General features: G+C 72.4%; 28 protein-coding genes and 1 riboswitch. Of the genes, 17 read left to right on the top strand and 11 right to left on the bottom strand.

What is annotated here, in order from left to right; translation table 11 throughout:
• Window positions 1-46 precede the first annotated feature (46 nt).
• A riboswitch (cobalamin riboswitch) is annotated at window positions 47-190 on the bottom strand.
• Between the two features lie 364 nt (window positions 191-554).
• The 3 genes from ABII15_RS09115 to ABII15_RS09105 form a co-directional block, all read right to left on the bottom strand.
• Window positions 555-776 carry a hypothetical protein gene (locus ABII15_RS09115; protein WP_353941774.1) on the bottom strand — a complete coding sequence of 74 codons (222 nt, stop codon included), beginning with the start codon at window positions 774-776 and terminating at the stop codon, window positions 555-557.
• 16 nt (window positions 777-792) lie between these two features.
• Window positions 793-2,070, bottom strand: coding sequence for an inorganic phosphate transporter (locus tag ABII15_RS09110; protein ID WP_353941773.1), 1,278 nt, complete (start codon window positions 2,068-2,070; stop codon window positions 793-795).
• A 214-nt stretch (window positions 2,071-2,284) separates the two neighbouring features.
• Window positions 2,285-3,028, bottom strand: a complete 744-nt coding sequence (locus tag ABII15_RS09105) for a lysozyme (protein ID WP_353941772.1) — start codon at window positions 3,026-3,028, stop codon at window positions 2,285-2,287.
• A 179-nt stretch (window positions 3,029-3,207) separates the two neighbouring features.
• Between ABII15_RS09105 and ABII15_RS09100 the strand changes: the two genes are divergently transcribed.
• The 3 genes from ABII15_RS09100 to ABII15_RS09090 all read left to right on the top strand — a co-directional run bounded on the left by ABII15_RS09100 (window position 3,208) and on the right by ABII15_RS09090 (window position 6,717).
• Window positions 3,208-3,888 (top strand): class II aldolase/adducin family protein, encoded by a 681-nt coding sequence (locus ABII15_RS09100; RefSeq protein ID WP_353941771.1) that lies wholly within the window; start codon window positions 3,208-3,210, stop codon window positions 3,886-3,888.
• Window positions 3,889-4,101: 213 nt separating this feature from the next.
• Complete coding sequence (locus tag ABII15_RS09095; RefSeq protein WP_353941770.1) at window positions 4,102-5,229, top strand: alpha/beta hydrolase; 1,128 nt, start codon at window positions 4,102-4,104, stop codon at window positions 5,227-5,229.
• 102 nt (window positions 5,230-5,331) lie between these two features.
• Window positions 5,332-6,717, top strand: a complete 1,386-nt coding sequence (locus tag ABII15_RS09090; protein WP_353941769.1) for a hypothetical protein — start codon at window positions 5,332-5,334, stop codon at window positions 6,715-6,717.
• Between the two features lie 19 nt (window positions 6,718-6,736).
• On the opposite strand, the gene ABII15_RS09085 is transcribed toward ABII15_RS09090, so the two are convergent.
• The gene (locus ABII15_RS09085) at window positions 6,737-7,624 is read right to left on the bottom strand and encodes a neutral zinc metallopeptidase (RefSeq protein ID WP_353941768.1); all 888 of its coding nucleotides are present in this window, start codon (window positions 7,622-7,624) and stop codon (window positions 6,737-6,739) included.
• A 202-nt stretch (window positions 7,625-7,826) separates the two neighbouring features.
• Here ABII15_RS09085 and ABII15_RS09080 point away from each other — a divergent pair, with 202 nt between their 5' ends.
• The 4 genes from ABII15_RS09080 (at window position 7,827) to ABII15_RS09065 (ending at window position 11,851) form a co-directional block, all read left to right on the top strand.
• Window positions 7,827-8,618 (top strand): hypothetical protein, encoded by a 792-nt coding sequence (locus ABII15_RS09080; protein ID WP_353941767.1) that lies wholly within the window; start codon window positions 7,827-7,829, stop codon window positions 8,616-8,618.
• A 95-nt stretch (window positions 8,619-8,713) separates the two neighbouring features.
• Complete coding sequence (locus ABII15_RS09075; protein WP_353941766.1) at window positions 8,714-10,312, top strand: ABC-F family ATP-binding cassette domain-containing protein; 1,599 nt, start codon at window positions 8,714-8,716, stop codon at window positions 10,310-10,312.
• Between the two features lie 374 nt (window positions 10,313-10,686).
• Window positions 10,687-10,908, top strand: coding sequence for a helix-turn-helix domain-containing protein (locus ABII15_RS09070; protein WP_018533414.1), 222 nt, complete (start codon window positions 10,687-10,689; stop codon window positions 10,906-10,908).
• Between the two features lie 151 nt (window positions 10,909-11,059).
• Window positions 11,060-11,851, top strand: coding sequence for an enoyl-CoA hydratase/isomerase family protein (locus ABII15_RS09065; protein WP_353941765.1), 792 nt, complete (start codon window positions 11,060-11,062; stop codon window positions 11,849-11,851).
• 7 nt (window positions 11,852-11,858) lie between these two features.
• Here the strand turns inward: ABII15_RS09065 and ABII15_RS09060 are convergent, their stop codons facing one another.
• Window positions 11,859-12,593, bottom strand: a complete 735-nt coding sequence (locus ABII15_RS09060) for a nucleopolyhedrovirus P10 family protein (RefSeq protein ID WP_353941764.1) — start codon at window positions 12,591-12,593, stop codon at window positions 11,859-11,861.
• 111 nt (window positions 12,594-12,704) lie between these two features.
• Between ABII15_RS09060 and ABII15_RS09055 the strand changes: the two genes are divergently transcribed.
• From ABII15_RS09055 to amaP, 5 genes are read left to right on the top strand one after another with little or no spacing between them, the layout of a single operon-like run.
• The gene (locus ABII15_RS09055; protein ID WP_353941763.1) at window positions 12,705-13,175 is read left to right on the top strand and encodes an Asp23/Gls24 family envelope stress response protein; all 471 of its coding nucleotides are present in this window, start codon (window positions 12,705-12,707) and stop codon (window positions 13,173-13,175) included.
• Between the two features lie 49 nt (window positions 13,176-13,224).
• Window positions 13,225-13,410, top strand: a complete 186-nt coding sequence (locus ABII15_RS09050; RefSeq protein ID WP_353941762.1) for a hypothetical protein — start codon at window positions 13,225-13,227, stop codon at window positions 13,408-13,410.
• A gap of 3 nt (window positions 13,411-13,413) precedes the next feature.
• Window positions 13,414-13,749: a hypothetical protein gene (locus ABII15_RS09045; protein ID WP_353941761.1), complete on the top strand. Its 336-nt coding sequence runs from the start codon at window positions 13,414-13,416 to the stop codon at window positions 13,747-13,749.
• Window positions 13,746-14,402: a DUF6286 domain-containing protein gene (locus ABII15_RS09040; protein ID WP_353941760.1), complete on the top strand. Its 657-nt coding sequence runs from the start codon at window positions 13,746-13,748 to the stop codon at window positions 14,400-14,402. The genes ABII15_RS09045 and ABII15_RS09040 overlap by 4 nt, the downstream gene beginning before the upstream one ends.
• Window positions 14,399-14,986, top strand: a complete 588-nt coding sequence (gene amaP, locus ABII15_RS09035) for an alkaline shock response membrane anchor protein AmaP (RefSeq protein WP_353941759.1) — start codon at window positions 14,399-14,401, stop codon at window positions 14,984-14,986. Before ABII15_RS09040 ends, amaP begins: the two co-directional genes overlap by 4 nt.
• 163 nt (window positions 14,987-15,149) lie before the next feature.
• On the opposite strand, the gene ABII15_RS09030 is transcribed toward amaP, so the two are convergent.
• The 6 genes from ABII15_RS09030 to ABII15_RS09005 form a co-directional block, all read right to left on the bottom strand.
• On the bottom strand, window positions 15,150-15,905 hold the full coding sequence (locus ABII15_RS09030; RefSeq protein WP_353941758.1) for an SDR family oxidoreductase: 756 nt from the start codon (window positions 15,903-15,905) through the stop codon (window positions 15,150-15,152).
• Window positions 15,906-15,909: 4 nt separating this feature from the next.
• Window positions 15,910-17,706: a glycoside hydrolase family 15 protein gene (locus ABII15_RS09025; RefSeq protein ID WP_353941757.1), complete on the bottom strand. Its 1,797-nt coding sequence runs from the start codon at window positions 17,704-17,706 to the stop codon at window positions 15,910-15,912.
• Window positions 17,707-17,889: 183 nt separating this feature from the next.
• Entirely contained in the window at window positions 17,890-18,687 is a 798-nt protein-coding gene (locus ABII15_RS09020) for an SURF1 family protein (protein WP_353941756.1), read from the bottom strand.
• A gap of 77 nt (window positions 18,688-18,764) precedes the next feature.
• Window positions 18,765-18,998, bottom strand: a complete 234-nt coding sequence (locus tag ABII15_RS09015; protein ID WP_353941755.1) for a hypothetical protein — start codon at window positions 18,996-18,998, stop codon at window positions 18,765-18,767.
• Window positions 18,999-19,100: 102 nt separating this feature from the next.
• The gene (locus tag ABII15_RS09010; RefSeq protein ID WP_353941754.1) at window positions 19,101-20,087 is read right to left on the bottom strand and encodes a DEDDh family exonuclease; all 987 of its coding nucleotides are present in this window, start codon (window positions 20,085-20,087) and stop codon (window positions 19,101-19,103) included.
• 91 nt (window positions 20,088-20,178) lie between these two features.
• A complete protein-coding gene (locus ABII15_RS09005; RefSeq protein ID WP_353941753.1) occupies window positions 20,179-20,811 on the bottom strand; it encodes a TetR family transcriptional regulator in 633 nt (210 codons plus the stop codon).
• 120 nt (window positions 20,812-20,931) lie between these two features.
• On the opposite strand from ABII15_RS09005, the gene ABII15_RS09000 reads away from it, so the two are divergent.
• From ABII15_RS09000 to ABII15_RS08980, 5 genes are read left to right on the top strand one after another with little or no spacing between them, the layout of a single operon-like run.
• Complete coding sequence (locus ABII15_RS09000; protein WP_353941752.1) at window positions 20,932-21,729, top strand: acetoacetate decarboxylase family protein; 798 nt, start codon at window positions 20,932-20,934, stop codon at window positions 21,727-21,729.
• Between the two features lies 1 nt (window position 21,730).
• Window positions 21,731-22,615: an SDR family NAD(P)-dependent oxidoreductase gene (locus tag ABII15_RS08995; protein WP_353941751.1), complete on the top strand. Its 885-nt coding sequence runs from the start codon at window positions 21,731-21,733 to the stop codon at window positions 22,613-22,615.
• 22 nt (window positions 22,616-22,637) lie between these two features.
• Window positions 22,638-23,921 (top strand): amidohydrolase family protein, encoded by a 1,284-nt coding sequence (locus ABII15_RS08990; protein ID WP_353941750.1) that lies wholly within the window; start codon window positions 22,638-22,640, stop codon window positions 23,919-23,921.
• Window positions 23,918-25,153 carry an amidohydrolase family protein gene (locus ABII15_RS08985; protein ID WP_353941749.1) on the top strand — a complete coding sequence of 412 codons (1,236 nt, stop codon included), beginning with the start codon at window positions 23,918-23,920 and terminating at the stop codon, window positions 25,151-25,153. Before ABII15_RS08990 ends, ABII15_RS08985 begins: the two co-directional genes overlap by 4 nt.
• Before the next feature lie 25 nt (window positions 25,154-25,178).
• Window positions 25,179-25,892, top strand: a complete 714-nt coding sequence (locus ABII15_RS08980) for a VIT family protein (protein WP_353941748.1) — start codon at window positions 25,179-25,181, stop codon at window positions 25,890-25,892.
• Window positions 25,893-25,936: the final 44 nt, after the last annotated feature.

Raw genomic sequence — 25,936 nt, 5'->3', positions numbered from 1 at the left:
GGCGAACATGGCGGTAGTTGTCCTCACTCAGGGTGTCCACGCCCTGGTTCGACGAGACCGGCAGCGGGAGTTCCTGGCTCGTCCCCGGACGACCGAGGACTCACAGTGGCGGGACCGCGCCGGATTCGCACCGGCTTCCTCACCTGCTGCCGTATATGGCGATGGAAGTCCACCACGCTCCGCGAAGGCACGTCAACTTGCTGTTGACCTGGGACGAGAGAGTGTGGGCAGGTCCACACGCCCCCGCGTCCCCGGGGCTGCGCGCGGAGCGCAGCCTCAAGGGGGAGGCGGCGCGTCAGCGCCTGCCTCAGGGGCGCGGGGAACTGCGCGAGAAGCGGCCACCGGCCCGCGGACGGAGAACGACCCAGGGGCGCGAGGAACTGCGCGAGAAGCGGCCACCGGCCGTCAGCCGAACGACGACCCGACAGGGGCGCGGGGAACTGCGCGACCAGCCACGACGAGAGCGGCACCCGACCCGCGACAGGCCGCGGCACACACAGACACGGCGGGCCCGGACCATCAAGGTCCGGGCCCGCCGAAAGAACAGCCGCGGCTCAGGCCACGATCAGAAAGATCCCGTACGCCACAGCAGCCGCACACGCCGCAAAACACGCATACGCACCGGAGGTGACAAGCGCCCCCGACCCGCCCCGCTGCGCCGCCGACTCCTTCTTGGAGAGCCCGACGATGCCGAGGGTGAACAGGCCCACCAGGGCCACGGTGACCACGAGGCTGACGCCGAACACGGACCCGAGGGCCGCCCAGTCGATCTTCATAGTTGGTCCTGCTTCCTTACAGCGTGGCGCCGGCGGGGCGCGCGGGGTCGGCCGGCGCGGGAGCCGGGATGGTCGCCTTCACGTCCTCGGACTCCCCGGTGATCAGGGTGCCGACGGGCGGCGGGGTGACCGCGGCGATGGCCGTGGTCACGACCCCCGCGGGTTCGGCGGCCGGCGCGGCGGCGGAGCCGGTCTCGTCGGCGGTGACGTTCGTGTGGTCGATGGAGTCGCGGCGCGAGAGCTTCCAGATGACGCCCGAGCCGGCCACGAGCAGCGCGGCGGTGAGGCCGACGCCCCACGGACCCTGCTTGGTGAGGAACTCGGCGCCCGCGCCCACCAGACCGGCGGCCGGCAGGGTCAGACCCCACGCGACGAACATCCGGGTCGCGGTCGACCAGCGGACGACACCGCCCTTGCGGCCGAGGCCGGAGCCCATGACGGCGCCGGAGCAGACCTGGGTGGTGGAGAGCGAGAAGCCGATGTGCGAGGAGGCGAGGATCGCCGTCGCGGCGGACGTCTGCGCGGCGAAGCCCTGCTGCGGGGCGAGGTCGGTGAGGCCCTTGCCCATGGTGCGGATGATCCGCCAGCCGCCCAGGTACGTGCCGAGCGCGATGGCCGTACCGGCCGAGACGATGACCCACAGCGGCGGGTCGGCGTCGGGCGCGATGACGCCGCCGGTGATCAGGGCGAGGGTGATGATGCCCATCGTCTTCTGCGCGTCGTTCGTGCCGTGCGCGAGGGAGACGAGCCCGGCCGAGGCGATCTGACCGGCGCGGTAGCCCTTGGCGGTCGCCTTCTGGTCGGTCTTCCGGCTGATGCGGTAGGTCAGGCGCGTGGCCAGCATCGCGGCGAGACCGGCGACGATCGGCGCGGCGACCGCGGGCAGCAGCACCTTGGTGACGACGGTGCCGCCGTTGACCGAGGACCAGCCCATCGACATGACCGCGGCGCCGATGAGACCGCCGAACAGGGCGTGCGAGGAGCTGGACGGCAGCCCGAGCAGCCAGGTCAGCAGATTCCAGAGGATGGCGCCCACGAGCGCCGCGAAGATGACCTCTGTTCTGAGGCCGTTCTCGTTGATGATGCCGCCGGAGATGGTCTTGGCGACCTCTACGGAGAGGAACGCGCCGACGAGGTTGAGCACGGCGGACATGGCCACCGCCGTCTTCGGCTTGAGAGCGCCGGTCGAGATGGTCGTCGCCATCGCGTTGGCGGTGTCGTGGAAACCGTTGGTGAAATCAAAAACCAGCGCGGTAACGATCACGATCGCAAGGAGCAGCGTGATGTGTTCCATTTACCCAGGCTTCGGTTGGACGTCAGTGGCGGTTCGAACGTAAGCACGTCGGGTGAACGGAAGATGAACTGGGAAGGGCCTTGCGGTGACCCGATCCGGAGTGCTGCCACTCCGCTTGGCGCGTGGTGGTGACACCGACTCCGGATCGGCCCGGGAAGAGACCCCGCGGAGCCCCGGAATACCGGGTTCCGTGGGACTTTCGTCCCTGTTCCGGCTAGCCCAGGGCGAACCTCCTCAGCTGGGCCATCGACCCGTTGAAGAGATTCTGGTCACCCGGCAGCCCGCCGCTGTTGTCGTACTGCCAGAACGTCCAGAACGACCACCCCTTGGGCAGTGAGCCCGCGCTCTCGTCGTAGCGCGCGAGCCACAGGGCGTGGTCGACGGAGAAGGCCCCGCTGTTGCCGGTGCAGGTCTTCCACCAGTGGTAGTTCGTGTAGATCACCGGGTGCCGGCCGGTCAGCCGCTGCACCTCGGCGCTGAACGACGAGATCCACGAGACCAGTTTGCCTTTGCTCATGCCGTAGCACTTGTGCTTCGAGTACGGATTGAACTCGATGTCGAGCGCGGGCGGCAGTGTCCAGCCGTCCCCCCGCCAGTCCCCGCCGTTGCGCACGAAGTACGCGGCCTGGGTCCGGCCCGAGGACTGGTCGGGCACCGCGAAATGGTAGGCGCCCCGGATGATGCCGGCGTTGCGGGCGCCGTCGTACTGCTTCCAGAAGTACGGATTCTTGTAGGTCGTGGACTCGGTCGCCTTCACATAGGTGAACCTGGCCCCCTTCCTCTTCGTCTTCGACCAGTCGACATTCTTCTGGTGCGACGAGACGTCGTGTCCCTTCGGCCTCGTCGCCGCCTGGACCGGCAGCTCCGCCAGGACCGTCGACCCCATGGTCAGTGCGGTGACGGTCACCGTCGCGAGCAGGAGTGCGCGACGACGGGACGGTTTGCTGTCACGAGCCATATTTCCCCCCGAATGGCGACGTGCATGACAAATCCCCCAGAGATTACCGGAAGATCCTGACGTGCCCGTCGAACCCAAGCCAATCGCCCTCAATGGGGTCATACATGCCCATGGCGGAGCTACCGGACTCCTCCGTTCCGCACCCGTCCGGAGCCCGCCACGGCTGGCAGGATGCCGCCATGACGGATCCGACAGAGCACGGACAGGCCTGGGAAGAGCTGGTGGCGACGGCCCGCAGAACGGTCGCCGACGGACTCGTCGTCGGCACCTCCGGCAATGTCTCCGTACGCGTCCGTGACGGAGACCGCGGCGAGGAGCTGATCCTCGTCACCCCGAGCGCGGTCCCGTACGACCGGCTCGGCCCGGACGACCTCGTCGCCGTCGGCCTCGACGGCACCCCGCGCGCCGGAACCCTCGCCCCGACCAGCGAACTCCCCATGCACCTCGCGCTCTACCGGAACACCACCGCGCGGGCTGTCGTGCACACCCACGCGGTGCACGCGACAGCCGTCTCCACGCTCGTCCCGGAACTCCCGCCCGTCCACTACATGGCGGCAGCCCTCGGCGGCACCGTCCGGGTCGCCCCCTACGCGACCTACGGCACCGAGGAGTTGGCCGAGAACATGCTCGATGCACTGACCGGACGCACCGCGTGCCTCCTGCAGAACCACGGCACCGTCACGTACGGGGACTCCCTCTCCCAGGCCTACGACCGCACCGCCCAGCTGGAATGGATGTGCCGCCTCTGGCTCACCGCCCACTCCGTCCCCGGGCTGCGCCCCTCACTGCTGAGCGAGGCACAGATGGCGGAGGCGTCCCAGCGGCTCGCCGGATACGGCCGGACGGCCCCGCCGCGCTGACCGCCGCCGGGTACCCCTCGCCCAGCGGGAGGCGTACGTCGCGCCTCGCGGAGCACTCGTAGGGGAGCCCCGGCGACGCGAGGAGGCCCGGTGAGAAGAAGAGGAGGCCCGGTGAGAAGAATCCGTACGCTCTTTCCGCCCCGCCCGGTACGCCCGTCACTCGCATCCTCCGTCCCGCTGGCCCGGGCGCGCCCGGGCCCCGACACTGGACGGGTGCGCACCGCCAAAGCGACGGCCGCTGCCGTCACCGCCGTCCTCGGGGCCTCGGCCGCCGCCATCGCCGCCGGCCGTCTGGCCAGCGACGCCGCGCTCAAGGCGCCCGCAGGACGCCCCCTGCCCACCGAGCCCCGGCTCACCGTCCACGCCATCGCCGCGGGACACATCACCCTCACCCGGGACCTGGCCTCCCAGTACCCCGGCACCTACGGACTCGCGGGCGACGGCTTCCACGCCGTGGTCGGACCGGTCGTCGGCTCTGCCCCGCACGCCGCGGACACGGTCGTGCGCCGCCTGGAGCGGGTCACCCACGGCACCCTCGAACCCGGCGTCCGGGCCTGGCTCACGCCCCAGGTGCACATCGGCGACCCCAAGGCCGCGCTCGGCCTCGACCACGCCGACATCGACATCCCGGGCGAACTCGGCGCACTGCCCGCCTGGTTCGTGCCCGGCGCCCGCGACACCTGGATCGTCACGGCGCACGGCCTCGGCACCACCCGCGAACACCCCATGAACCTCATGGAGTTCCTGCACCGCCAGCAGTTCCCGATCCTCGACCTCGCCTACCGCGGCGATCTCGGCGCGCCCCGTTCCCCGGACGGCCTGAACCACCTCGGCGAGTCCGAGTGGCGCGACCTGGACGCGGCCCTGCGCTACGCCGTGCGCTACGGCGCCCGCCGCGTCATCGTCATCGGCTTCTCCACCGGCGCCGCGATGGCCCTGCACGCCGCCGCCCACTCCGCGCTGCGCGACCGCATCGCCGGCCTGGTCCTGGACAGCCCGGTGCTGTCCTGGGAGGCGACCCTGCGCGCCCTCGCCGCCGCCCGCCGCACCCCGGGCGCGCTGCTGCCGCTCGCGGTGCGCGCCGCCCAAGGGCGCACCGGCCTGACCGGCGACCGGCTCGCGGAGGCTGCCGACCCGCGCCTGCTCAAGGTCCCCACCCTGGTGGTGCACGGCCCCGACGACGAGGTCGCGCCCTGGGCGCTCTCCCGCCGGCTGGCCGCCCGCCGCCCGGACCTGGTCTCCCTGCACACGGTCGACGAGGCCCCGCACAACGGCATGTGGAACGCGGACCCGGCGACGTACGAGGAGACCCTGCGGCGCTTCCTGACCCCGCTGATGTGAACGCCCGCGCGGGGCCCGGACGGCGGGTCCCGCACCCCGGCGCGAGCGCCGAACACAGGGCCGCGTTTGGGAATTCGCGGGGTCACCCTGGAGACTGCTCCAGTGACGTCCCGTACCCCGCGCGACTCCAGGCTCCGACTAGTCCGCCCCCGCCGCCAGCCGCTGGCCCCCGCTGCCCCGCGCCGAGTGGCCCGCCCCGCCCCGCGCCCCCCGGAGGGCACCCCGCCCCCCGCCGAACTCGCCCGCACCGCGCGCGAGGGCCTGGCCGCCGCCGTCCGCGTGGCGCGCTGGGCGGACGCCACGCTCAGCCCCGGCAACCACACCGCCGCCGGGGACGGCAAGGGCACCCTCTCCGACGCCACCGCGCGCCGCGCCGCCGACGACCTCGGTCTGAGCGTGGAGCGGGTCCGCGCCGACTGGGACACCGCCCGCCTCGCCGGCCTCGTCGAGGTGCACGGCGACAGCGCCCGCCCCGGCTGGCGGCTGCGCGCCTGGGACCGGGACGACACCGCCGTACTGCGCGGCTGGGTCGCCCTGTTCGACGCCTGGTCGCTGGTCCATCCGGCGCCGGACGCCCTGGAGCCCGCCGCGGTCGCCGAAGTGGTCGAGGCCGTCCCGCAGTTGCTGTCCTTCCTCCAGCTGATGGCGGGCCCCGTCGCGGCGGCCCAGCTCCTGGACCTCCTCGACCAGCGGGTCACCGAACTGCGCACCGAGCGCTGCGAGATCCCCTTCGGACCGCAGCCCGAGCCGACGCCGCCCGAGGACACCCCGCTGCGCCCGCTGCTCGACTGGTCCCTGCACGGCCTCGCCTCCGTCGGCGCGCTCACCTACGCCGACGGACAGGCCACCCTCACCCCGCTCGGCAGCTGGGCGGTCTGGGTCAAGCTGGAGCAGATCTGCGTCGCCGCCCAGTCCCCGGCGGGCAACATCGAGGTCAGCGCCGAGGACATGCTGCGCGGCTGCGCCCGTCTGCGGCCCAACGCCGCGCGTTCCGAGTACCGAGCCTGGCTCGCCGCCCGCGACGTCGGCACCGCCGTCATCGAGCTGATCGAGGCGGCCCGCGGCGAGGACGCCCTGCTGCGGGGCCTCGCCTTCGAGGCGCTGCGCGTCGTCGGCGGCCCGGCCGAGCCCGAGGTGCGGCGCGCGGCCGACGAGCCGGGCCTGCGCCCCTACGCCCTGCTCTGGCTCGCCGAGGCGGAGGGCGCGGACCCCGAGGACGTGCACACGGTGCTCACCCGCGAGGAGGCCACCTGGCTGTGGGTCGACACCGCCGCGGCCGTCGCCGACCACGGTGAGGCCCCGCTCCTCGTGCGCCACTTGGAGTCCGCCGTGCAGCCGACCGTGCCCGCGCTGATCGCGGAGGTCCGCGCCGTCGGCCACCCCCGCACCGTGCAGGTCCTCGTCGCCCTCGCCGCCGCCCACCCCGACCCGGCGCTCGCGAAGGCCGTGCGCCGTGCCGCCTTCCAGGTCCACACCGGCGGGGCCTGACGGCCCACGCCCCGCGGGCCTATCCGAAGGTGTTGCAGCGGCCCATGTCACCGGTCTTGTAGCCCTGGTAGAACCACTGCTGGCGCTGCTGGGCCGAGCCGTGGGTCCAGGACTCGGGGGTCACCCGGCCCTGGTAGCGCTCCTGGATCCGGTCGTCGCCGACCGCGGCGGCCGCGTCCAGCCCGTCCCGGATGTCGGCGTCCGTCAGGCTGGTGATCAGCGGGCGCCCGGTCGACTCGTCGGGCGTGCGCGTCGCGCCCCGGGCCCACACGCCCGCGTAGCAGTCGGCCTGGAGCTCGACCTTCACGGCGTTGCTGTTCTGCCCGGTGCGGCCGTCCTGCGAGCGCGACAGCGTGCCCATCAGGTTCTGCACGTGGTGGCCGTACTCGTGTGCCACGACGTACGCCTGCGCGAACGGCCCGCCGCTCGAACCGAACTTGGTGCGCAGCTCGTCGAAGAAGCCGAGATCGAGATAGACCTTGCGGTCCCCGGGGCAGTAGAAGGGGCCCACCGCCGAGGTGGCCGCGCCGCACGCCGTGCTCACCCGGTTGGTGAAGAAGACCGTGGAGGCGCCGCTGTAGCGGGCGTTGCGGCGCGCGAACTCCTGGCGCCAGAAGTCCTGCACGCTGTTGACCACCGCGACGATCCGGCAGTCGTCCTTGCTGTTCGCGTCCGACCCCGTACGGCACTGCTGCTGCACCTGCGCCGCGCTCGACACGGACGTCGCGGGCGTGCCGGAGCCGTCCGAGGAGAGGCCGAACTGGTCGGTGCCGAAGAACAGTCCAAGGATCAGCGCCAGCAGACCGGCGAGACCGCCGCCGATCGTGGCCCGGCCGCCGGGCACCCGGCTGCTCCGCTGGTCCTGGACCTCCGACGTGTCCAGGTTGGCGTCGTCGTCGAACTGCATGCTCGTACCGCCCTCTCGCCGGAACCCACCCTGTTCATCCTGTTACGTGGCGGTTGGCCTGGCCCTGATCCGGCGGCCGAACGGGGGACGCGCGCGCCCGCGCACGCCGTGTCGGCACCGTCCGCCGACCCGCCCGCCCACCGCCACGGCTACGCTCTGCGCCTGATTCGTGGCCTGTGGTGACAGATGAGGGGGGCGTGCGATGGCGGTGCTGCCGCTCGACGCGACGGCAGGGCAGGGCCCCGCACGGCCGGCGGCGCGCCCCGTGCGCCCGCCGGGACGCCCGTCCCGGCGGCCCCGCGCCGCGTCCCTCCTGCCGCCGCTCGCCGTCCTGCTCGCGCTGCTGCTGATCGGCGCGGCCCAGGGCGCGCGCCCGCACCCGTTCGGCGACCACCTCGCGCGCGTGGGCGACCGGCCCGGCGCGCCCGCCCTGCGCACGAGCGTCGGCGCCGTCGAGGCGTACGACGCCGAGGGCACCCGCTGGCGCCACACGCGCGAGGGGCGCCGCGCGCTCGCCGTGCTGCCCGCCGCCGGGCACGCGTTCGCGCTGTGGAGCGACGGCCTGGTCACCGACACCGAGCGCGGCGCCGCGGCCACCGTGCGTTGGCACCGCGCGACCCCGGACGCCGCGCCCTGGCTGCGCACCCCGGGCGCGCACGGCGGCGCCGGGGTCCTCCAGCCTCTCGACCCGGCGGCCCGGATGCTCGCCGTCGTCACCCCGCACCGCATCGCCGCCTACCGCACCGCCGACGGCGACCTGCGCTGGGTGCTGCCCGCGCGCGCGGGCTGCGCGTTCGCCCCGGCCGCCGCCGCGCGCCGCGGGGCCGCGCTGCTGATCGCCCAGCCGTGTGCCGGGCACGACACCGACTGGACCGAGCAGATCGTCGCCGTCGACGACCTCGGCCGGATCGCCCCGCACCGCACGCCCCTGGGCAACGAGCTGCCGGGCCCCCATCCCGGACGCGCGGGAAAAGCCCTTGCATCCCACCGGTAAGCTGGGCTGTATGACGTTTCTTCTCTGGGTGCATTAGCGGCACAGACCGGCCCCCGACCCGTCAATCAGCCGTTCACTGCCCTGGAGACCCACCCGTGATCACCGCATCCGGTATCGAACTGCGCGCAGGCGCCCGCATCCTCATCGAGAACGCCAACTTCCGTGTCGCCAAGGGCGACCGCATCGGCCTCGTCGGGCGCAACGGCGCGGGCAAGACCACCCTCACCAAGTGCCTGGCCGGTGAGGGCATCCCGGCCGCCGGCACCATCTCCCGCTCCGGCGAGGTCGGCTATCTGCCGCAGGACCCGCGCACCGGCGACCTCGACGTGCTCGCGCGCGACCGCATCCTGTCCGCCCGCGGCCTCGACACCCTGATGCGCAAGATGCGCGAGAACGAGCAGCGCATCGCCAACGGCACGGGCGCCACCCAGGCCAAGGCCCTCAAGCAGTACGAGCGCCAGGAGACGGAGTTCCTCACCAAGGGCGGGTACGCCGCCGAGGCCGAGGCCGCCACCATCGCCGCCGCGCTCAACCTCCCGGACCGGGTGCTCGGCCAGCCCCTGCACACGCTCTCCGGCGGTCAGCGGCGCCGCATCGAGCTGGCCCGCATCCTCTTCTCGGACGCGGACACCCTGCTCCTCGACGAGCCCACGAACCACCTGGACGCGGACTCGATCGTCTGGCTGCGCGACTACCTGAAGACGTACAGCGGCGGCTTCATCGTGATCTCCCACGACGTCGACCTGGTCGAGACGGTCGTCAACAAGGTCTTCTACCTGGACGCCAACCGCTCCCAGATCGACGTCTACAACATGGGCTGGAAGCTCTACCAGCAGCAGCGCGAGGCCGACGAGAAGCGCCGCAAGCGCGAGCGGCAGAACGCCGAGAAGAAGGCCGCCTCGCTGAACGCGCAGGCGGACAAGATGCGCGCCAAGGCCACCAAGACGGTCGCCGCGCAGAACATGGCCCGCCGCGCCGACAAGCTGCTCGCCGGCCTGGAGGCGGTGCGCCAGAGCGACAAGGTCGCCAAGCTGCGCTTCCCCGACCCCGCGCCCTGCGGCAAGACGCCGCTGATGGCCGAGGGCCTGTCGAAGTCGTACGGCTCGCTGGAGATCTTCACCGACGTCGACCTGGCCATCGACAAGGGCTCGCGCGTCGTCATCCTCGGGCTGAACGGTGCGGGCAAGACCACCCTGCTCCGCCTCCTCGCGGGCACCGAGAAGCCCGACACCGGCGAGGTCGTCGAGGGCCACGGCCTCAAGCTCGGCTACTACGCCCAGGAGCACGAGACGCTCGACCCCGAGCGCACCGTCCTGGAGAACATGCGCTCGTCCGCGCCCGACCTGGACCTCGTGGAGGTCCGCAAGGTGCTCGGCTCGTTCCTGTTCTCCGGCGACGACGTCGACAAGCCGGCCGGTGTGCTCTCCGGCGGCGAGAAGACCCGGCTCGCCCTCGCGACCCTGGTGGTCTCGTCGGCGAACGTGCTGCTCCTCGACGAGCCCACGAACAACCTCGACCCCGCCAGCCGCGAGGAGATCCTCGGCGCGCTGCGCACCTACAAGGGCGCGGTCGTTCTGGTCACGCACGACGAGGGCGCCGTCGAGGCGCTGCAGCCGGAGCGGATCATCCTGCTCCCGGACGGCGTCGAGGACCTGTGGGGCCAGACCTACGCGGACCTCGTCGCACTCGCCTGACCGGCTCCGGGCCGCCCGGAAGACGTCAGCACCGCTTGATCGAAGAGATGATCCACTCGGTATGGATCATTCGGCCGAGTCGTGATCCTTCATCTGAGTGAGATCGCCTCGTACCGAGGTGTGTCCTACACGGATTTCGCCCCCTTCTCGGCCCTGAAGCCCTTGGGGCGCCTGGGCAGTCGCTGACCTGCCGGTTTTTTCGAAGGGGTGGTTCCGGGGGGTCCGGAAAGCCTCCGGAACCACGAATTCCACTCGTGTGGATCCCCTTCGCGGCGGGAATTCCCGGCCTACGGACCTTGCCGAATGGGTGGCCAGGACGGCCGGGAGGGGTGATCATGGGAAATCCAGAGCGCACTTCCCATGAGGAGGCACGGGTGGCCGAGACTCTGAAGAAGGGCAGCCGGGTGACCGGCGCCGCGCGCGACAAGCTCGCGGCAGACCTGAAGAAGAAGTACGACTCCGGTGCGAGCATTCGGGCACTGGCCGAGGAGACCGGCCGCTCGTATGGCTTCGTGCACCGGATGCTCAGCGAGTCCGGGGTCACGCTGCGCGGTCGCGGCGGGGCCACGCGAGGCAAGAAGGCCGCGGCAAGCTGACGCGGCCGGCCCTCCGCCCCCGGGCGGCGGGCCGCACCGGCTCCCGCGGTGACCACCCGGTCGGTTCCCCGATCGGCCGGGTGGTTACTGTGCAGTCACTTAGGTCGTTCACGTCGTTCGTGGACACGACTGCGCAGACTCGGAGGCCCAGATGGCTACGCTCGTACCCCTGCTCGACAAGGACGGGGTCCGGCTCACCGTCGACGACGCGATCGCCACGGTGACCCTGACCAACCCGGACAGGCGCAACGCTCAGTCTCCCGCTCTGTGGCGGGCGTTGACCGAAGCCGGGCGGTCACTGCCGGGCTCCGTACGGGTCGTCGTGGTGCGCGGCGAGGGCAAGTCCTTCTCCGCGGGCCTGGACCGTCAGGCGTTCACGCCCGAGGGTTTCGACGGCGAGCCGTCCTTCATCGACCTGGCACGCGGCGACGACGACGTCCTGGACTCGACGATCGCCGAGTACCAGGACGCCTTCACCTGGCTGCGGCGCAGCGACATCCTGTCCGTCGCCGTGGTCCAGGGCCACGCCATCGGCGCTGGCTTCCAGCTCGCCCTCTCCTGCGACCTGCGCGTCGTCGCCGACGACGTGCAGTTCTCGATGCGCGAGACCAGCCTCGGCCTCGTACCGGACCTGACCGGCACGCACCCGCTCGTCTCGCTCGTCGGCTACGCGCGCGCCCTGGAGATCTGCGTGACCGGGCGCTATGTGCACGCCGACGAGGCCGTGGCCGGCGGTCTGGCCAATGTCGCCGTGCCCGCGGACGCTCTGGACGCGGCCACGTCCGACCTGGTCGGCGCGCTCCTCGCCGCGCCGCGCGACGCCGTGATCGAGACCAAGGCGCTGCTCCAGGGCGCCTCCGGCCGGACCCTCGACAAGCAGCGCATCGCCGAGCGGGAGGCTCAGGGACGCCGACTGCGGGATCTCGCGGGCATCAGCGACTGACGCGATCTCACGGGGTCACCTCGGTGACCAGCACCGCCACGCTCGGGCCGTCGGTGAGCGCCGTGGACACGGCCTCGCGGACGGCCCGCGCCACGTCCAGGGCCCGGTGCGACGAGGACACCGCCAGCTCCACGCGGACGTGCCGGTGCGCCAGCGCCGCCGGGGCAGCGCTCTCCTCGATGTGCACCGCCCGGCCCAGCCCGCCCAGCGCGCCCGTCAGCCGCGCCACCCCGGCGACCCCCTGCGCCGCCCGCGCCGCGCGGCCCTCGTCACCCTCCGGGGCGGACTTCTCGGTCGGCGCCTCGGCGGACTCCTCCTTCTCCGGCTTCCGCGCCGGTTCCGGGTCGGTGTCCAGCAGCGCCGTCACCTGAAGATCCACCTCGGCCACCACCAGGCCGAGCCCGTCCCGCGCGGCCTGCGCGAGCGCCTCCCGCAGCCGCGCCGCGGCCCGCGGCAACGGCTCGTCGGCCGTCGCCGCGCACTCCGCCCCGATCCGCAGCGGTCCCGGCGCCAGCGCGCTCGGCGGGGCCGGTACCACGGACGTATACGAGCCGTCCGGATCGGCCGGAGCGAGCCGCAGCGACCCCAGCCGTACCCCGTTCACCGCGGCGACGGACCGGCGCAGGGCCTCCACCGCCGCGACCTCCGTGATCCATGCGCCGTCACCCGGTCCGCCCAGTGGCAGCAGCCTGCCGAATCCGAGCTGTTGCCGCACTGCCTGTGCCCATCGGTCTGCCATCATCCACCCAGGCTGCCTCATCCCGGGCGCGGGCTCGGGTAACCGCACTTAATGTGGGCGAAAGAAGGCAGGATCCCGCTGGGAGACCGCACCTCACAAGAGGGGACACCCCCGATGAGCGACATCGCACAGAAGCCGGGCGACACGTCCGCGCCCCCCGGCCGGACCAACGTGACCAAGAAGGGCGGTGGCGACCCCGCGGGCCGCGGCCGCACCACCATCGCCGACGGCGTCGTCGAGAAGATCGCCGGACTCGCCGCGCGCGACGTCCCCGGCGTGCACGCGATGGGCAGTGGCCTCTCGCGCACCTTCGGCGCCGTCCGGGACCGGGTGCCCGGCGGGTCCACCAAGTCCGTCTCCCGAGGCGTCAAGGCCGAGGTCGGCGAGGTGCAGACCGCGCTCGACCTGGAGATCGTCGTCGAGTACGGCGTGTCGATCGCGGACACCGCGCGCGCCGTACGGGAGAACGTGATCGCGGCCGTCGAGCGCATGACGGGTCTCGAGGTCGTCGAGGTGAACATCGCCGTCAGCGATGTGAAGCTGCCCGACGAGGAAGACGAAGAGCCGGAGTCACGGCTCCAGTGACCGCAATGCGTAGTGGGCTCGGCAGAAGGCCCCGGAGAAGGAGCGCACGATGAATCTGGCCGTGATCGGCATGATCGCCGGCATGGCCCTCGGGTTCGCCGGTTACTTCGGTGGGTTCGGGGCCTTCCTGCTGGTGGCGGCGCTCGGCGCCATCGGCTTCGTCGCGGGCCGGTTCCTCGAAGGGGACCTGGAACCCGGCGAGTTCTTCCGCGCCCGCGGCGACCGGCGGCGGTGACCGATGGCGGCACAGGTCGCGCCTGCCGAGCGCGGCGCGACCCGGATCGCCGACCGGGTCGTCGCGAAGATCGCCGCGCACGCGGCACGTGAGGCGCTGGACACGATTCCCGAGGACGGCGCGCCCCCGCACGCCGCGGTCACCGTGCACCAGGACACCGCGCGCGTGCGCATCAGCCTGGAGCTCGGTTTCCCGGCGGACATCGGCGCCCAGTGCGGCGCCGTGCGCCGCCGAGTGGCCGAGCGGGTGCGGACGTTGGCGGGCATGGAGGTGCCGGAGGTGACCGTTCTGGTGGAGCGACTGCACTCGGCGGACACCGACCGGGGGAGGATCCGATGAGCGAGCCCACCCGGCCGATGCCGGTGGTCGAGAGCGCCCCGGACGCCACCGACGGCCTCGGCCGGTCGGCGTCCGCCTACGAGCCGCGTCCCACTCTGGAGGGCGAGCAGAAGTCCGGCAGGTTCTGGTCGGGCCGGCGGATCCCCGCCGGTCTCGCAGCCCTGGTCCTGCTCGGCGCCGCCGGCGTACTGCTGTACGACATCGCCGCCGTGCGGGCCGGACGCGACGCCATGCAGTGGCGCCGCACGCTCGCCGACGACCTCGCCACCCGCCCGCTCGACGACACCGCCGTACTGATCGGCGCCGGAGTCGCCGCCGCGCTCGGCCTGTGGCTGATCGTCCTCGCGGTGACGCCGGGGCTGCGCGCGGTCCTCCCGATGCGCAGGACCCACAGCGACGTCCGTGCGGGCCTGCACCGGGACGCCGCCGCCATGGTGCTGCGCGACCGGGCCATGGAGGTGGCGGGCGTGCAGTCCGTACGGGTCCGGACGAAGCGGTCCAAGGTGGAGGTGCGGGCGGTCTCGCACTTCCGTGAACTCGACGACGTACGGGCCGACTTGGACACCGCGCTGGGCGACGGCATCACCGGCCTCGGGCTCGCTTCCGCGCCCCGCCTCTCGGTGCGCGTGGCCCGGCCCGGACGGAAGGGATGACCGGCGTGCTCAGGACCGTGAACCGGATCGTGCTCGGCCTGCTCGGCCTGCTCCTGGTGGTCGGCGGCGGCTCGGTGCTCGCCGTCGGGCTCGGGGTGAAGCCGCCGTCCTGGTGGATCCACGACGGCAAGAAGGACGTCCTGCTCAGCGTCGCGGACCGGCAGCGCTGGCGCGACGACGGCTGGTGGTGGCCGGTGGTGATCGCCGCGCTCGGCGTCGTCGTGCTGCTCGCGCTGTGGTGGCTGGTCGCCCAGTTCCGCAGGCGCCGGCTCAGCGAGGTCCTGGTCGACACGGGCGACGGCGAGGGCGCGCTGCTGCGCGGCCGGGCCCTGGAGAGCGTCCTGGTGAGCGGTGCCGAGGCGCTGGACGGAGTGGAGCGGGCCGGTGCGCTGCTGACCGGCCGCCGCTCCGCCCCGCAGGCCCGCGTGGGCCTCACCCTCGCCCCGCACGCCTCTCCCGGCGCGACCCTGGACCGCCTCAGCGACGAGGCCCTGGCCAGGGCGAGGGACTCGGCGGGCCTGGACTCCCTCCCGACCGAGGTCAGACTGAAGGCGGTCAAACACCGCGCGGAGCGAGTGAGCTGACGTTTCACTGTCCGCGCGGCGGAGGTTCTTCATCAGCCCCATCCGGAGGCCGGCCTCCAAGCCCGCCCGGCGGTTGGCATCGAAGCCCGTCCGGCGTTTGAGGACGAGCCCGCAGGGCGACTGACGGGGCGCAGCCCCGTGCCCACCCACACACCGCAACCGGTCAGAACCCGTGCCGGAACCCACCATCGACCGGCAGCATGACCCCGGTCAGATACGACGCGGCCGGCGACAAGAAGAACGCCGCAGCCCTGCCGAACTCCTCCGGCGTGCCGTACCGCCGCAGCGGAATCCGCGACTCATTGGCGGCCCGGGTCGCCTCCGGGTCCGCCGAGTACCCGTCCAGCTCGCGGACGCGATCCGTGTCGATGCGGGCCGGCAGCAGCCCGACGACCCGGATGCCGCGCGGGCCCAGCTCGTCCGCGAGCGACTTGGCGAACCCGGCGAGCCCGGGCCGCAGCCCGTTGGAGATGGTCAGCCCCGGGATCGGCTCGTGCACGGACCCGGAGAGCACGAACCCGATGACGCCGCCGTCGCCCAGTTCGGCCGCCGCCGTCCTGGCGATCCGCACCGCGCCCATGAACACCGACGAGAACGCCGACTCCCACTGCTCGTCCGTGTTGTCGGCGACGAACCCGGGCGCGGGCCCGCCCACGCTGACGAGAATCCCGTCGAACCGGCCGAACTGCTCGCGCGCGGCGCCGATGACCCGCTCGGCGACGGCCGGATCGGCGTTGTCGGCGGCGATCCCGTACGCGTTCGGGCCCAGCTCGGCTGCGGCGTCCTTGACCTTCTGCTCGTCGCGCCCGGTGATGACCACCTTCGCGCCGTCGCCGACGAGCTGGCGCGCGGCGGCGTTGCCGAGGCCGCGGGTGGCGCCGGTGACTACGTAGACACGGTCCTTCAGTCCAAGATCCATGGCTCTATCCTGCCTCTCCGTGCGGCTCGTGCGCGAACAGGGTCATCGCGGTGTTCACGAGTCCGATGTGGCTGAAGGCCTGCGGGAAGTTGCCCAGCTGCCGGCCTGCCACGGGGTCGTACTCCTCGGCGAGCAGGCCGACGTCGTTGCGCAGCGCCAGCAGCCGCTCGAACAGCTCCCGCGCCTCCTCGCTCCGGCCGATCATGTGCAGCGCGTCGGCCAGCCAGAAGGAGCAGACGAGGAAGGCGCCCTCGTCGCCCGGCAGGCCGTCGACCTCCGACCCGGTCGTGCTGTAGCGGCGCAGCAGCCCCTTGTGCGACAGCTCCCGCTGCACCGCGTCGACCGTACCGACGATCCGCGGATCGTCGGCGGGCAGGAACCCCGCCCGGGGCAGGAGCAGCAGGGCCGCGTCGAGTTCCCGGGATCCGTAGTACTGGGTGAACGTGCCGCGCTCGGCGTCGTACCCGCGCTCGCACACATCGCGGTGGATGGTGTCGCGCAGTTTGCGCAGCCTGTCGATGTCGCCGGGCAGCCGCGGATCCTCCTCCATCGACCGTACGGTGCGGTCCACCGCGACCCAGGCCATCACCTTCGAGTGGACGAAGTGGCGGCGCTGCCCGCGCACCTCCCACAGCCCCTCGTCGGGTTCGGACCACGCGTCCTGGAGGAAGTCGAGCAGCGCCAGTTGCAGCTGCCAGGCGTGCGGTCCCGCCTCCAGACCCGAACGGCGGGCCAGCGCCAGCGAGTCGACCACCTCGCCGTACACGTCGAGCTGCAACTGCCGTACGGCCTCGTTCCCGGTGCGTACGGGACGGGAGGCGCGGAAGCCGTCCAGCCAGTGCAGCTCCTGCTCGGGCAGCCGCCGTTCGCCCGCGAGCCCGTACATGATCTGCAGGTCGGCGGGGTTGCCCGCGGCGGCCCGCAGCAGCCAGTCGCGCCAGGCCCTGGCCTCCTCCAGATAGCCCGCGGACAGCAGCGCGCCGAGCGTGAGAGTCGAGTCCCGCAGCCAGCAGTAGCGGTAGTCCCAGTTCCGTACGCCGCCGATCTCCTCCGGCAGCGAGGTGGTCGGCGCGGCGACGATGCCGCCGGTCGGCGCGTAGGTGAGGGCCTTGAGCGTCAGCAGGGAGCGCAGTACGGCGTCCCGGTGCGGCCCGTCGTAGGAGCAGTGGCCGGCCCAGGCCCGCCAGTCCTCCAGGCTGTGCTCCAGGGACTCGTACGGGTCGACGAGGGCCGGACGTTCCTCGTGCGAGGGGTGCCAGGTCAGCACGAAGGCGACCCGCTCGCCCTCCTCGACCGTGAACTCCGCGTGCGTGGCGAAGTCCTTGCCCCAGCTGTGCACGTCGGGCTCGCTGCGCAGCCACGCCGAGTCCGGTCCGGCGACGGCCACCCGGTGTCCGTCCACACGGCGCATCCACGGCACGACGGAGCCGTAGTCGAAGCGCAGCCGCAGTTCGCTGTGGACGGTGACCCGGCCGCTGATCCCCTCGACGATGCGGACGAGGTCGGGCGCCTGGTCGCGCTGCGGCATGAAATCGGTGACCCGGACGCTGCCGTCGGCGGTGTCCCACTCGGTGTCGAGCACGAGGGAGCCGGGCCGGTAGGCGCGCCGGGCGCACTCCCCGCCGACGTCCTTCGGGGCGATCCGCCAGTGCCCGTTCTCCTCGTCGCCGAGCAGCGCGGAGAAACAGGCGGGCGAGTCGAAGCGCGGCAGACACAGCCAGTCGACGGAGCCGTCCCGGGAGATCAGGGCGGCGGTCTGTTCGTCGCCGACGAGCGCGTAGTCCTCGATGGGTCGATGCATATCGTTGCGGTTGCCCCGTCAAGGACGCGAGGAACTGCACGAGCGGTCACACACAACCGGTACGCACGACGATCATCAACCGCCCGGCCGAGCACGGGCCGCACCGGACGGGCCCTAGGGCGTGTGTCGAAAGTCCTGCCTGCCCCGCCCTCCGGGCGGACGGCAGGACTTTCGACACACGGCCTAGACGGCGGCCGGGGTCACCTCGTCCACGGGCTCGTCGTCCTTCTTGCTCCGCCGGTCGCGCAGCTCGCGGCGGAGCAGGACCACCCAGCCCACGGGCACCGCCGCGGCGAACAGCCACCACTGGTAGGCGTACGCGAAGTTCAGCGCGGCGTCCTCCTTGCCGGGCGACCCCAGCTGCTCGGGGACATCGCCCTTGGGCGCGGGCGAGGTCTGCGCGATGTATCCGCCGAGCACCTGGGTGCCGCCGCCGAGGCGCTTCGCCTCCTGCTTGCTGTTGACCAGCATGACCTGGCGGTCGGGCAGACCCTTGAGGTTCTTGATGCCGCTGGCCGCGGTCGTCTCGTCGGGCATCAGCCGGCCCTGGAGGGTGACCTCGCCGCGCGGCGGCGCGGGGATCTTGGGGAAGGCGGTCTGGCTGCCGCTGTCGGGGACCCAGCCCCGGTTGACCAGCAGGACCTTGCCGTCCTTCAGGACGAACGGGGTCAGGACGTGGTACCCGACCTCGTCGTTGGAGTTGACGCGGCGGCGCACGACGACCTCGTCGTCGGTGTCGAAACGGCCGGTGGCCGTGACGGTGCGGTAGCGCTCCTTGCTGGTGACGGTGTGCCCGACGGACGCCAGATCCTCGACGGGGACCGGCTTCGCCTTCAGCGCGTCCGTGACCAGCTGATTGCGTGCGGCGCGCTCGTCGTGCCGGTGCATCTGCCAGATGCCCAGCCGGATCATCGTGGGGATGAGGACGAGGGCGACCAGCGTGAGGATCACCCACTGCCGAGTCAACAGGAAGCGGTACACCCCATGACGGTACCGCTCGGCCATGGGGTGTTTTCAGGGGGGTGTGCCCGGCTTGGGCGGCGGGATGCTGTAGGGGCTCAGACCTTGTCGACGATGCCCACCCGCCCCTCGGAGCGGGAGCAGTGCGCCCCGCAGTACCAGTGGCCCTCCACCTCGACGCCCTGCCCGATGATCCGCGAGCGGCAGTGCTCGCAGATGGGCGCCATGCGGTGGATGGCGCAGGAGAAACAGTCGAAGACGTGAATCGCGCCCTGCGCGTGCACCTCGAACGACATGCCGTAGTCGTTTCCGCAGACCTCGCAACGTGCCATGCGCCACAGGGTGCGGGCGCGGACCCCGATGAGCGAGCGGGCGCGGGGCGACTCGCCCCGCAAATCACCCGTCTGTCGCCAATGTCCCGTGCGGTACGGGCGTTACTTCTTGTCCGCGTCGGCCACGTCCTGGAGGAGCTGGCCGAACGCCGCCTCGTCCACGACCGGCGTTCCGAACTGCTTCGCCTTCACGGCCTTCGACGTGTACGAGTCCGGGTCGTTGGTCACCAGCAGGCTGGTCAGCCGTGACAGGCTCGTCGCCACGTGCAGGCCCGCCTCGACCGCCCGGTCCTCCAGGAGCTCCCGGTCGACCGAGGTGTCCCCGGAGAACGCGACCCGCATGCCCTGTTTGAGCGGCTTGCCCGGTTCGTACCGGCCCGGGTTCGGGTACGGGCACGCCGGCCGCTTGCGCGAGGGACGCCAGCCGGCCGAGGCGCCGCCGCCCCGGTACGAGGACTGCTGCTGGCGCGGCACGGACTGCTCGGCCCACTCGGTGAGCGGGCGGCACTCCAGGAGCGGCAGCCGCATGTTGCGCCCGGCGGCCGCGGTCAGGCTCGGGCGGAACGCCTCGGCGAGCACCCGCGCGTCGTCCAGCGCGTGGTGCGCGTGCTCCTGCACGACGCCGAAGTGCGCGGCCAGCGACTCCAGCTTGTGGTTGGGCAGCGGCAGGCCCAGCTCCTTGGACAGCGCGATGGTGCACAGCCGCTGCCGGACGGGGGCGGTGCGCCGCGCCCGCGCGTACTCGCGGGAGATCATCGACCAGTCGAACACCGCGTTGTGCGCGACCAGGACGCGGCCGTCCAGGCGCGCGGCGAACTCCTCGGCGATCTCCGGGAAGAGCGGCGCCCCCGCCAGGACGTCGTTCGTGAGGCCGTGGATCCAGACCGGGCCCGGGTCCCGCTCCGGGTTGACCAGGGTGTACCAGTGGTCCTCGACCTCGCCGCGGGCGTCCAGGCGGTAGACGGCGGCCGAGATTATCCGGTCGTCCCTGGAGAGGCCGGTGGTCTCCACGTCGACGACCGCGTATCCCTGCGGATACGCGGCCGGCCAGGGGGCTGCGGACGCTGCGGTCGGGCGGTCTTCGAGCATGGTCCCTGAGGATACGGGCCCTCACTGACACCGCGGTCGCCGCCGTCCCCTTCTCGCGCGCCTTCCGGACACCGGCCGGTCCGGCCCCGGCTCAAGTGGCCGGACCGAGCAGCGACTTCACCAGAGCGTGCACGGAGGTGTCGAAGAGCCGCTCCGAGTCCACCGGGGCGGCCAGCGCGCGGGCGAGTGCCCGGTCGTCCTCGGCGGCGACCGCCTTCGCCCCGGCCCACAGCTCCTCCTCGCCGGGCCGCTGCACCGGCGCGCGCTCCCTGTTGCGCTCCACCAGGACGTGTCCGACGACCTGGAAGAGCACCGCCCGCACGGCCTCGGCCGCGTCCGCCCCGCGCAGCTTCGCCGCGTGCGCCTCGTGCACGAGGGCCTGTTGCACCGGCAGGAACATGTGCTCGGTCAGGCCGCGCTCGTGCACCATCGCCACCAGGTGGGGGTGGGCGCGCAGCTGCCGGCGCAGGGTGCGGGCGATCGACACCACGCGCTCCTGCGGACCGCTCCCGCGCGGCCGGATCGTGCCGAGGTCGGCGACGGTGCGCTGGACGAGGGCGTCGAGCAGCGACTCGCGGTTGCCCACGTGCCAGTAGATCGAGGTGACGGCCGTGCCGAGCTCGGCGGCCAGCTTGCGCATCGACAGCGCCTCGGGGCCGTGCTGCTTGACGAGGTCGCCCGCGACGGACAGGACCTCGTCCCGGGTGAGCGGAGTGCGTGCCATCCCTGCCCCCTCGACTTCCGTCGGTGCACGTGTCTTTACCCTTCATCGTCGCCGGTGTAACTGTGTTACAGGCGCCGAGCGCACGACCCCCGACACGTCACGGACGAAGGGCGGTACGACATGGCACGCGTACGGTACGGAGCGCGCACCGAGGCGGAGATCGCCGCCGCGCGCACCGCGAGCAGCAAGCTCCCCGACATCTGGTCCACCGGCGTGGTCGCCGTGTGGGAGTCCGATCCGGACGCGGTGGCCGCGGTGCTGCCGCCGCCGCTCAAGCCGGCCGAGCGGCCCCTGGTGCGGGCCAACATCAGCAAGGTCGACCTGCCGGGCTATCCGCTGGGCGCGGGCTCGGTCGCCGTCGCCGCCGAGCACGGGGGAGTGCGGGGCTGGTACCCGCTCGTCATGCCGATGACCCACGAGCGGGCTCTCGTCGGGGGCCGCGAGGTCTTCGGCGAACCCAAGAAGCTCGGCGAGGTCACCGTGGAGCGCGACGGCCTGGTGGTGCGGGCCGCGCTCGCCCGGCACGGCATCGCGTTCGTGGAGGTGCGCGGCGCGGTCAGCGGCACCCTGCCGGTGCCCGAGCCGTCGCAGAAGACGGACTTCTACTTCAAGTTCCTGCCCGCCGTGGACGGTTCGGGCTTCGACGCGGACCCGGTGCTCGTGCACTGCCTGCGCAACGAGAAGGTCAGGAAGCTGGAGCGGATCACCGGCGACGTCGTCCTGCGCGAATCCATGTACGACCCGGTCGCCGACCTTCCCGTGCGCACCCTGGTCGAGATCACCATCGGCGAGAAGACCACCGACCAGAAGGGCAGGGTCGTCGAGCGGGTCAGCGCCCAGGCCCTGCTCCCGTACATCCACCAGCGCTACGACGACCCGCAGCAGATCCTCGACGGCCCGCCCGAGGGGAGCGTCTGACATGGAGCTGCGGGAGGGACAGGTCGCCGTCGTCACGGGCGCGGCGAGCGGCATCGGACTTGCGATGGCACGGCGGTTCGCGGCGGACGGCCTGAAGGTGGTCCTCGCCGACGTCGAGAAGGGCGCCCTCGAAGCGGCCGCCGGCGAACTGCGGGCGGACGGCGCGGTCGTGCACGCGCGCGTGGTCGACGTCGGGGAGCGCGAACAGGTCCTGGCGCTCGCCGAGGACACGTACGCCACGTTCGGCGCCTGCCATGTGCTGTGCAACAACGCGGGCGTCGGCTCGGGCGCCGAGGGCCGCATGTGGGAGCACGAACCCAACGACTGGAAGTGGGCGTTCAACGTCAACGTGTGGGGTGTCTTCCACGGCGTCCAGGCGTTCGTGCCCCGCATGATCGCGGGCGGCGAGCCGGGCCACGTCGTCAACACCTCCTCCGGCGACGGCGGCATCGCACCGCTGCCGACGGCCTCCGTCTACGCGGTCACGAAGGCCGCCGTCGTGACGCTGACCGAGTCGCTGTACGCGCATCTGAGGGCGGAGCACGCGCGCGTGGGCGCCTCGGTGCTCTTCCCCGGCCCCCACATGCTGCGCACCGGGTTGTGGGAGTCGCACCGCAACCGGCCCGACCGGTTCGCCAAGGAGCGCCCGCGCCGGACGCCCTACCGCAGCCTCGACCAGTGGGAGGCGGCGATGAAGGCGTCCGGCAAGGAGGTCGCGTTCACGCCCGTCGAGGAGGTGGCCGACCTCGTCGCGGAGGGCATCGCGGCGGACCGCTTCTGGCTGCTGCCCGAGAGCGACCACAGCGACCGGCAGATCCGGGCGCGCTCGCAGTCGATGCTGGACCGGGCGAACCCGGCGTATCTGGAGAGCTTCATTCTCGACTGACACCTCCGAGGAGGGACGCACGATGAGCGACCAGGACCCGTACCTGATCATCTCCTCCGACTGCCACGCCGGACTGCCCACCGAGGAGTACCGGCCCTATCTGGACAGCCGTTTCCACCGTGCCTTCGACGACTTCCTCGGGGAGCGGGACAAGCGCCGCGAGGAGGCGACCCGGCTCGGCATCCGCAACGACGCGTTCGCCGCGAAGTGGTTCCAGGACAACGAGGAGGGCCTGCGCGGCGGTTGGGACGCGGCGCAGCGCCTGAAGGAGCTCGACGGCGACGGGGTGGCCGCCGAGGTCGTCTTCCCCGACGCGGACGCCGTGGACAGCCAGACGGCGGCGCCCTTCGGGGTCGGGCTCGGCCTCTCCGGCGACCAGGACCCCGAGCTCGGCATGGCCGGAGCCCAGGCCCACAACAGGTGGCTCGCGGAGTTCGTCGGGCAGAATCCCGAACGGCACTGCGGTGTCGCGCTGCTGCCGATCACGGCCGACCCGGAGAAGGTCGTCGCCGAGGTGCACCGCGCCAAGGAGTCGGGGCTCGGCGCCCTGATGATCCCCTCCATGTGGGTCGACCACGACCCGTACCACGCGAGCCGCTACGACCCCGTGTGGGCGGCGGCGGCCGAGTGCGGGATGCCGGTCGTGACGCACTCGGGAGCCGCGCCGCGCCACGAGTACGGCGATCACCTCGGCATCTACGTGAGCGAGGTGACCTGGTGGCCCGCGCGACCGCTCTGGTTCCTGCTGTGGTCCGGCGTCTTCGAGCGGCACCCGGGCCTGAGGTTCGGCATCGCCGAGTCGGGCTGCTGGTGGCTGCCCAATCTGCTCTGGTTCATGGACCGCCTCTACCTGGGCGCCCACGGCGGCAAGAAACTCTCGCCGTTCGCCGAGCTGAAGCGTCCGCCGCACGAGTACCTGGACCGGCAGGTCTTCATCTGCGCCACCAACACCAAGCGCCGCGAACTCGCCCAGCGCTACGAGATCGGCGTCGACAACATCCTGTGGGGCAGCGACTTCCCGCACCCCGAGGGCACGTGGCCCGATACGCGCGCGTGGCTGAAGAAAACCTTCCACGACATCCCGGTCGACGAGACCCGCCGCATGCTCGGCCTCGCCGCCGCCGAGGTCTTCGGCTTCGACACCGACAAGCTGGCCCCGCTCGCCCGCCGCATCGGCCCGACCCCGGCCGACCTCGGGCAGGACGCCGACCAGACGGCCGTCGAGGCGTCCTGGGCGCGCTCGCGCGACGTGGGCCGGCACTGGCTGACCGACCACGACTTCCCGACCCTGGGGGTGAACCCGTGACCGCACCCGCGGACCGCTACACGGTGATCTCGGCGGACTGCCACGCCGGAGCCGACCTCCTCGACTACCGGCCCTACCTGGAGACCCGGCACCACGACGCCTTCGACGCCTGGGCCGCCACCTACGTCAACCCCTACGCGGACCTGCTCGCCGACACCGCCGACCGCAACTGGAACTCCGAGCGCCGCATCGAGGAGCTGGAGCGCGACGGCATCGTCGCCGAGGTCGTCTTCCCCAACACCATCCCGCCGTTCTTCCCGTCCGCCTCCCTCATGGCACCCGCGCCCACGCGCGAGGAGTTCGAGCAGCGCTGGGCGGGCCTGCGCGCCCACAACCGCTGGCTCGCCGACTTCTGCGCCGCCGCACCCGGCCGCCGCGCGGGCGTCTTCCAGATCCTCCTCAACGACGTGGAGGAGGCCGTCGAGGAGATCCGCTGGGCGGCCGACGCGGGCCTGAAGGGCGGCCTGCTGCTGCCCGGCACCCCGCCCGGCTCCGGCCTCCCCGAGCTGTACTCGTCGGCGTACGACCCGATCTGGCGGACCTGCGCCGAACTCGGCGTCCCGGTCAACCACCACGCGGGCTCGGCCTCCCCGCCGCTCGGCGACGAACCCGCCGCCCGCGCGGTGTTCATGGTCGAGACGACCTGGTTCTCGCACCGCGCCCTGTGGCACCTCGTCTTCGGCGGCGCCTTCCGCAAGCACCCCGACCTGAAGCTCGTCCTCACCGAGCAGGGCTCCGGCTGGATCCCCGGCGTCCTCGACATGCTGGACTACTACCACGCGCGCCTGGTGCGGGCCGCCACGAAGGCGAACACCGCGGAGTCCAAGTTCGGCGCGGGCCTGGCCGATTCGATGGGCAAGGGCCCCTCCACGGTGTGGCGGGAGAACTGCTTCGTGGGCGCGAGCTTCATGCGCCCCCACGAGGTGCCGCTGCGGGACCGCATCGGCCTCGACAAGATCATGTGGGGCAGCGACTACCCGCACGACGAGGGCACGTACCCGTACACCCGCGAAGCGCTGCGCATCGCCTACGCGGGACTGCCGCGCGACGAGATCGCCGCCATGGTCGGCGGCAACACCGCCCGCGTCTACGGGTTCGACCTCGGCCTCCTCGACCCGATCGCGGCCCGCGTGGGCCCCACCGTCGCCGAGATCGACGAACCGCTCAAGGAGCCGCCCGCCGACGCCACGAGCCCGGTCTTCGCGCCCGGAGCGTCGGTCCGGGTCTGGTGAGGCCTCTGGGTGCCATGCTCACCGGGTGACCGAATCAATCCCGCACGACGAAGCACACGGCGGCGCGCTCGGCTCGCGGCTCAACTGGCTGCGCGCCGCCGTCCTCGGCGCCAACGACGGCGTGGTCTCCACCGCGGGACTCGTCGTCGGCGTCGCCGGCGCCACCGACGACCGCTCCGCCCTGCTCACCGCCGGGCTCGCCGGGCTGCTCGCCGGATCGATGTCCATGGCGGCCGGCGAGTACGTCTCCGTCTCCACCCAGCGCGACTCCGAGAAGGCCGCGCTGGCCCAGGAGAAGCGGGAGCTGAGGGAGCAGCCGGAGGCCGAACTCCAGGAGCTGACGGACCTGCTGGCGCAGCGCGGGCTCAGCCGCGACGTGGCCCGCGAAGCCGCCGAACAGCTCACCGAGCGGGACGCGCTGCGCGCCCACGCGAGCGTGGAGCTGGGCATCGACCCCGACGACCTCACCAACCCCTGGCACGCGGCCTGGGCCAGCTTCCTCGCGTTCACCGTGGGCGCCCTGCTCCCGCTCCTCGCGATCGTCCTTCCGCCCGCCGCCTGGCGCCTGCCCGTCACCGTCCTCTCGGTCCTCGCCGCCCTCGCCCTCACCGGCTACAGCAGCGCCCGTACGGGAAACGCGGCCGTGGGACGGGCGATTCTGCGGAACATGGGCGGGGGCGCGCTGGCGATGGCGGTGACGTACGCGGCGGGATCTTTGTTGGGAGCCACCGGAGTCTGACCCCCTACCCGGGGTAATACTTGTCGGTAACAACATCTAGCCGA

Origin of the sequence: Streptomyces sp. HUAS MG91 (assembly GCF_040529335.1) — a bacterium.
Taxonomy (GTDB): Bacteria; Actinomycetota; Actinomycetes; order Streptomycetales; family Streptomycetaceae; genus Streptomyces; species Streptomyces tabacisoli.
Note: the sequence above shows the minus strand (reverse complement) of the source record. Positions and strands in the feature narration are given on the sequence as shown.

Coding starts and splice junctions, on each gene's coding strand:
- ABII15_RS09005 (WP_353941753.1), bottom strand. CDS start 20,811: ATGGCACGCACTCCGCTCACCCGGGACGAGGTCCTGTCCGTCGCGGGC.
- ABII15_RS09010 (WP_353941754.1), bottom strand. CDS start 20,087: ATGCTCGAAGACCGCCCGACCGCAGCGTCCGCAGCCCCCTGGCCGGCC.
- ABII15_RS09000 (WP_353941752.1), top strand. CDS start 20,932: ATGGCACGCGTACGGTACGGAGCGCGCACCGAGGCGGAGATCGCCGCC.
- ABII15_RS08990 (WP_353941750.1), top strand. CDS start 22,638: ATGAGCGACCAGGACCCGTACCTGATCATCTCCTCCGACTGCCACGCC.
- ABII15_RS09025 (WP_353941757.1), bottom strand. CDS start 17,706: ATGCATCGACCCATCGAGGACTACGCGCTCGTCGGCGACGAACAGACC.
- amaP (WP_353941759.1), top strand. CDS start 14,399: ATGACCGGCGTGCTCAGGACCGTGAACCGGATCGTGCTCGGCCTGCTC.
- ABII15_RS09045 (WP_353941761.1), top strand. CDS start 13,414: ATGGCGGCACAGGTCGCGCCTGCCGAGCGCGGCGCGACCCGGATCGCC.
- ABII15_RS09105 (WP_353941772.1), bottom strand. CDS start 3,028: ATGGCTCGTGACAGCAAACCGTCCCGTCGTCGCGCACTCCTGCTCGCG.
- ABII15_RS09040 (WP_353941760.1), top strand. CDS start 13,746: ATGAGCGAGCCCACCCGGCCGATGCCGGTGGTCGAGAGCGCCCCGGAC.
- ABII15_RS09115 (WP_353941774.1), bottom strand. CDS start 776: ATGAAGATCGACTGGGCGGCCCTCGGGTCCGTGTTCGGCGTCAGCCTC.
- ABII15_RS09085 (WP_353941768.1), bottom strand. CDS start 7,624: ATGCAGTTCGACGACGACGCCAACCTGGACACGTCGGAGGTCCAGGAC.
- ABII15_RS08995 (WP_353941751.1), top strand. CDS start 21,731: ATGGAGCTGCGGGAGGGACAGGTCGCCGTCGTCACGGGCGCGGCGAGC.
- ABII15_RS09080 (WP_353941767.1), top strand. CDS start 7,827: ATGGCGGTGCTGCCGCTCGACGCGACGGCAGGGCAGGGCCCCGCACGG.
- ABII15_RS09030 (WP_353941758.1), bottom strand. CDS start 15,905: ATGGATCTTGGACTGAAGGACCGTGTCTACGTAGTCACCGGCGCCACC.
- ABII15_RS09050 (WP_353941762.1), top strand. CDS start 13,225: ATGAATCTGGCCGTGATCGGCATGATCGCCGGCATGGCCCTCGGGTTC.
- ABII15_RS09110 (WP_353941773.1), bottom strand. CDS start 2,070: ATGGAACACATCACGCTGCTCCTTGCGATCGTGATCGTTACCGCGCTG.
- ABII15_RS09060 (WP_353941764.1), bottom strand. CDS start 12,593: ATGATGGCAGACCGATGGGCACAGGCAGTGCGGCAACAGCTCGGATTC.
- ABII15_RS09055 (WP_353941763.1), top strand. CDS start 12,705: ATGAGCGACATCGCACAGAAGCCGGGCGACACGTCCGCGCCCCCCGGC.
- ABII15_RS09100 (WP_353941771.1), top strand. CDS start 3,208: ATGACGGATCCGACAGAGCACGGACAGGCCTGGGAAGAGCTGGTGGCG.
- ABII15_RS09065 (WP_353941765.1), top strand. CDS start 11,060: ATGGCTACGCTCGTACCCCTGCTCGACAAGGACGGGGTCCGGCTCACC.
- ABII15_RS09015 (WP_353941755.1), bottom strand. CDS start 18,998: ATGGCACGTTGCGAGGTCTGCGGAAACGACTACGGCATGTCGTTCGAG.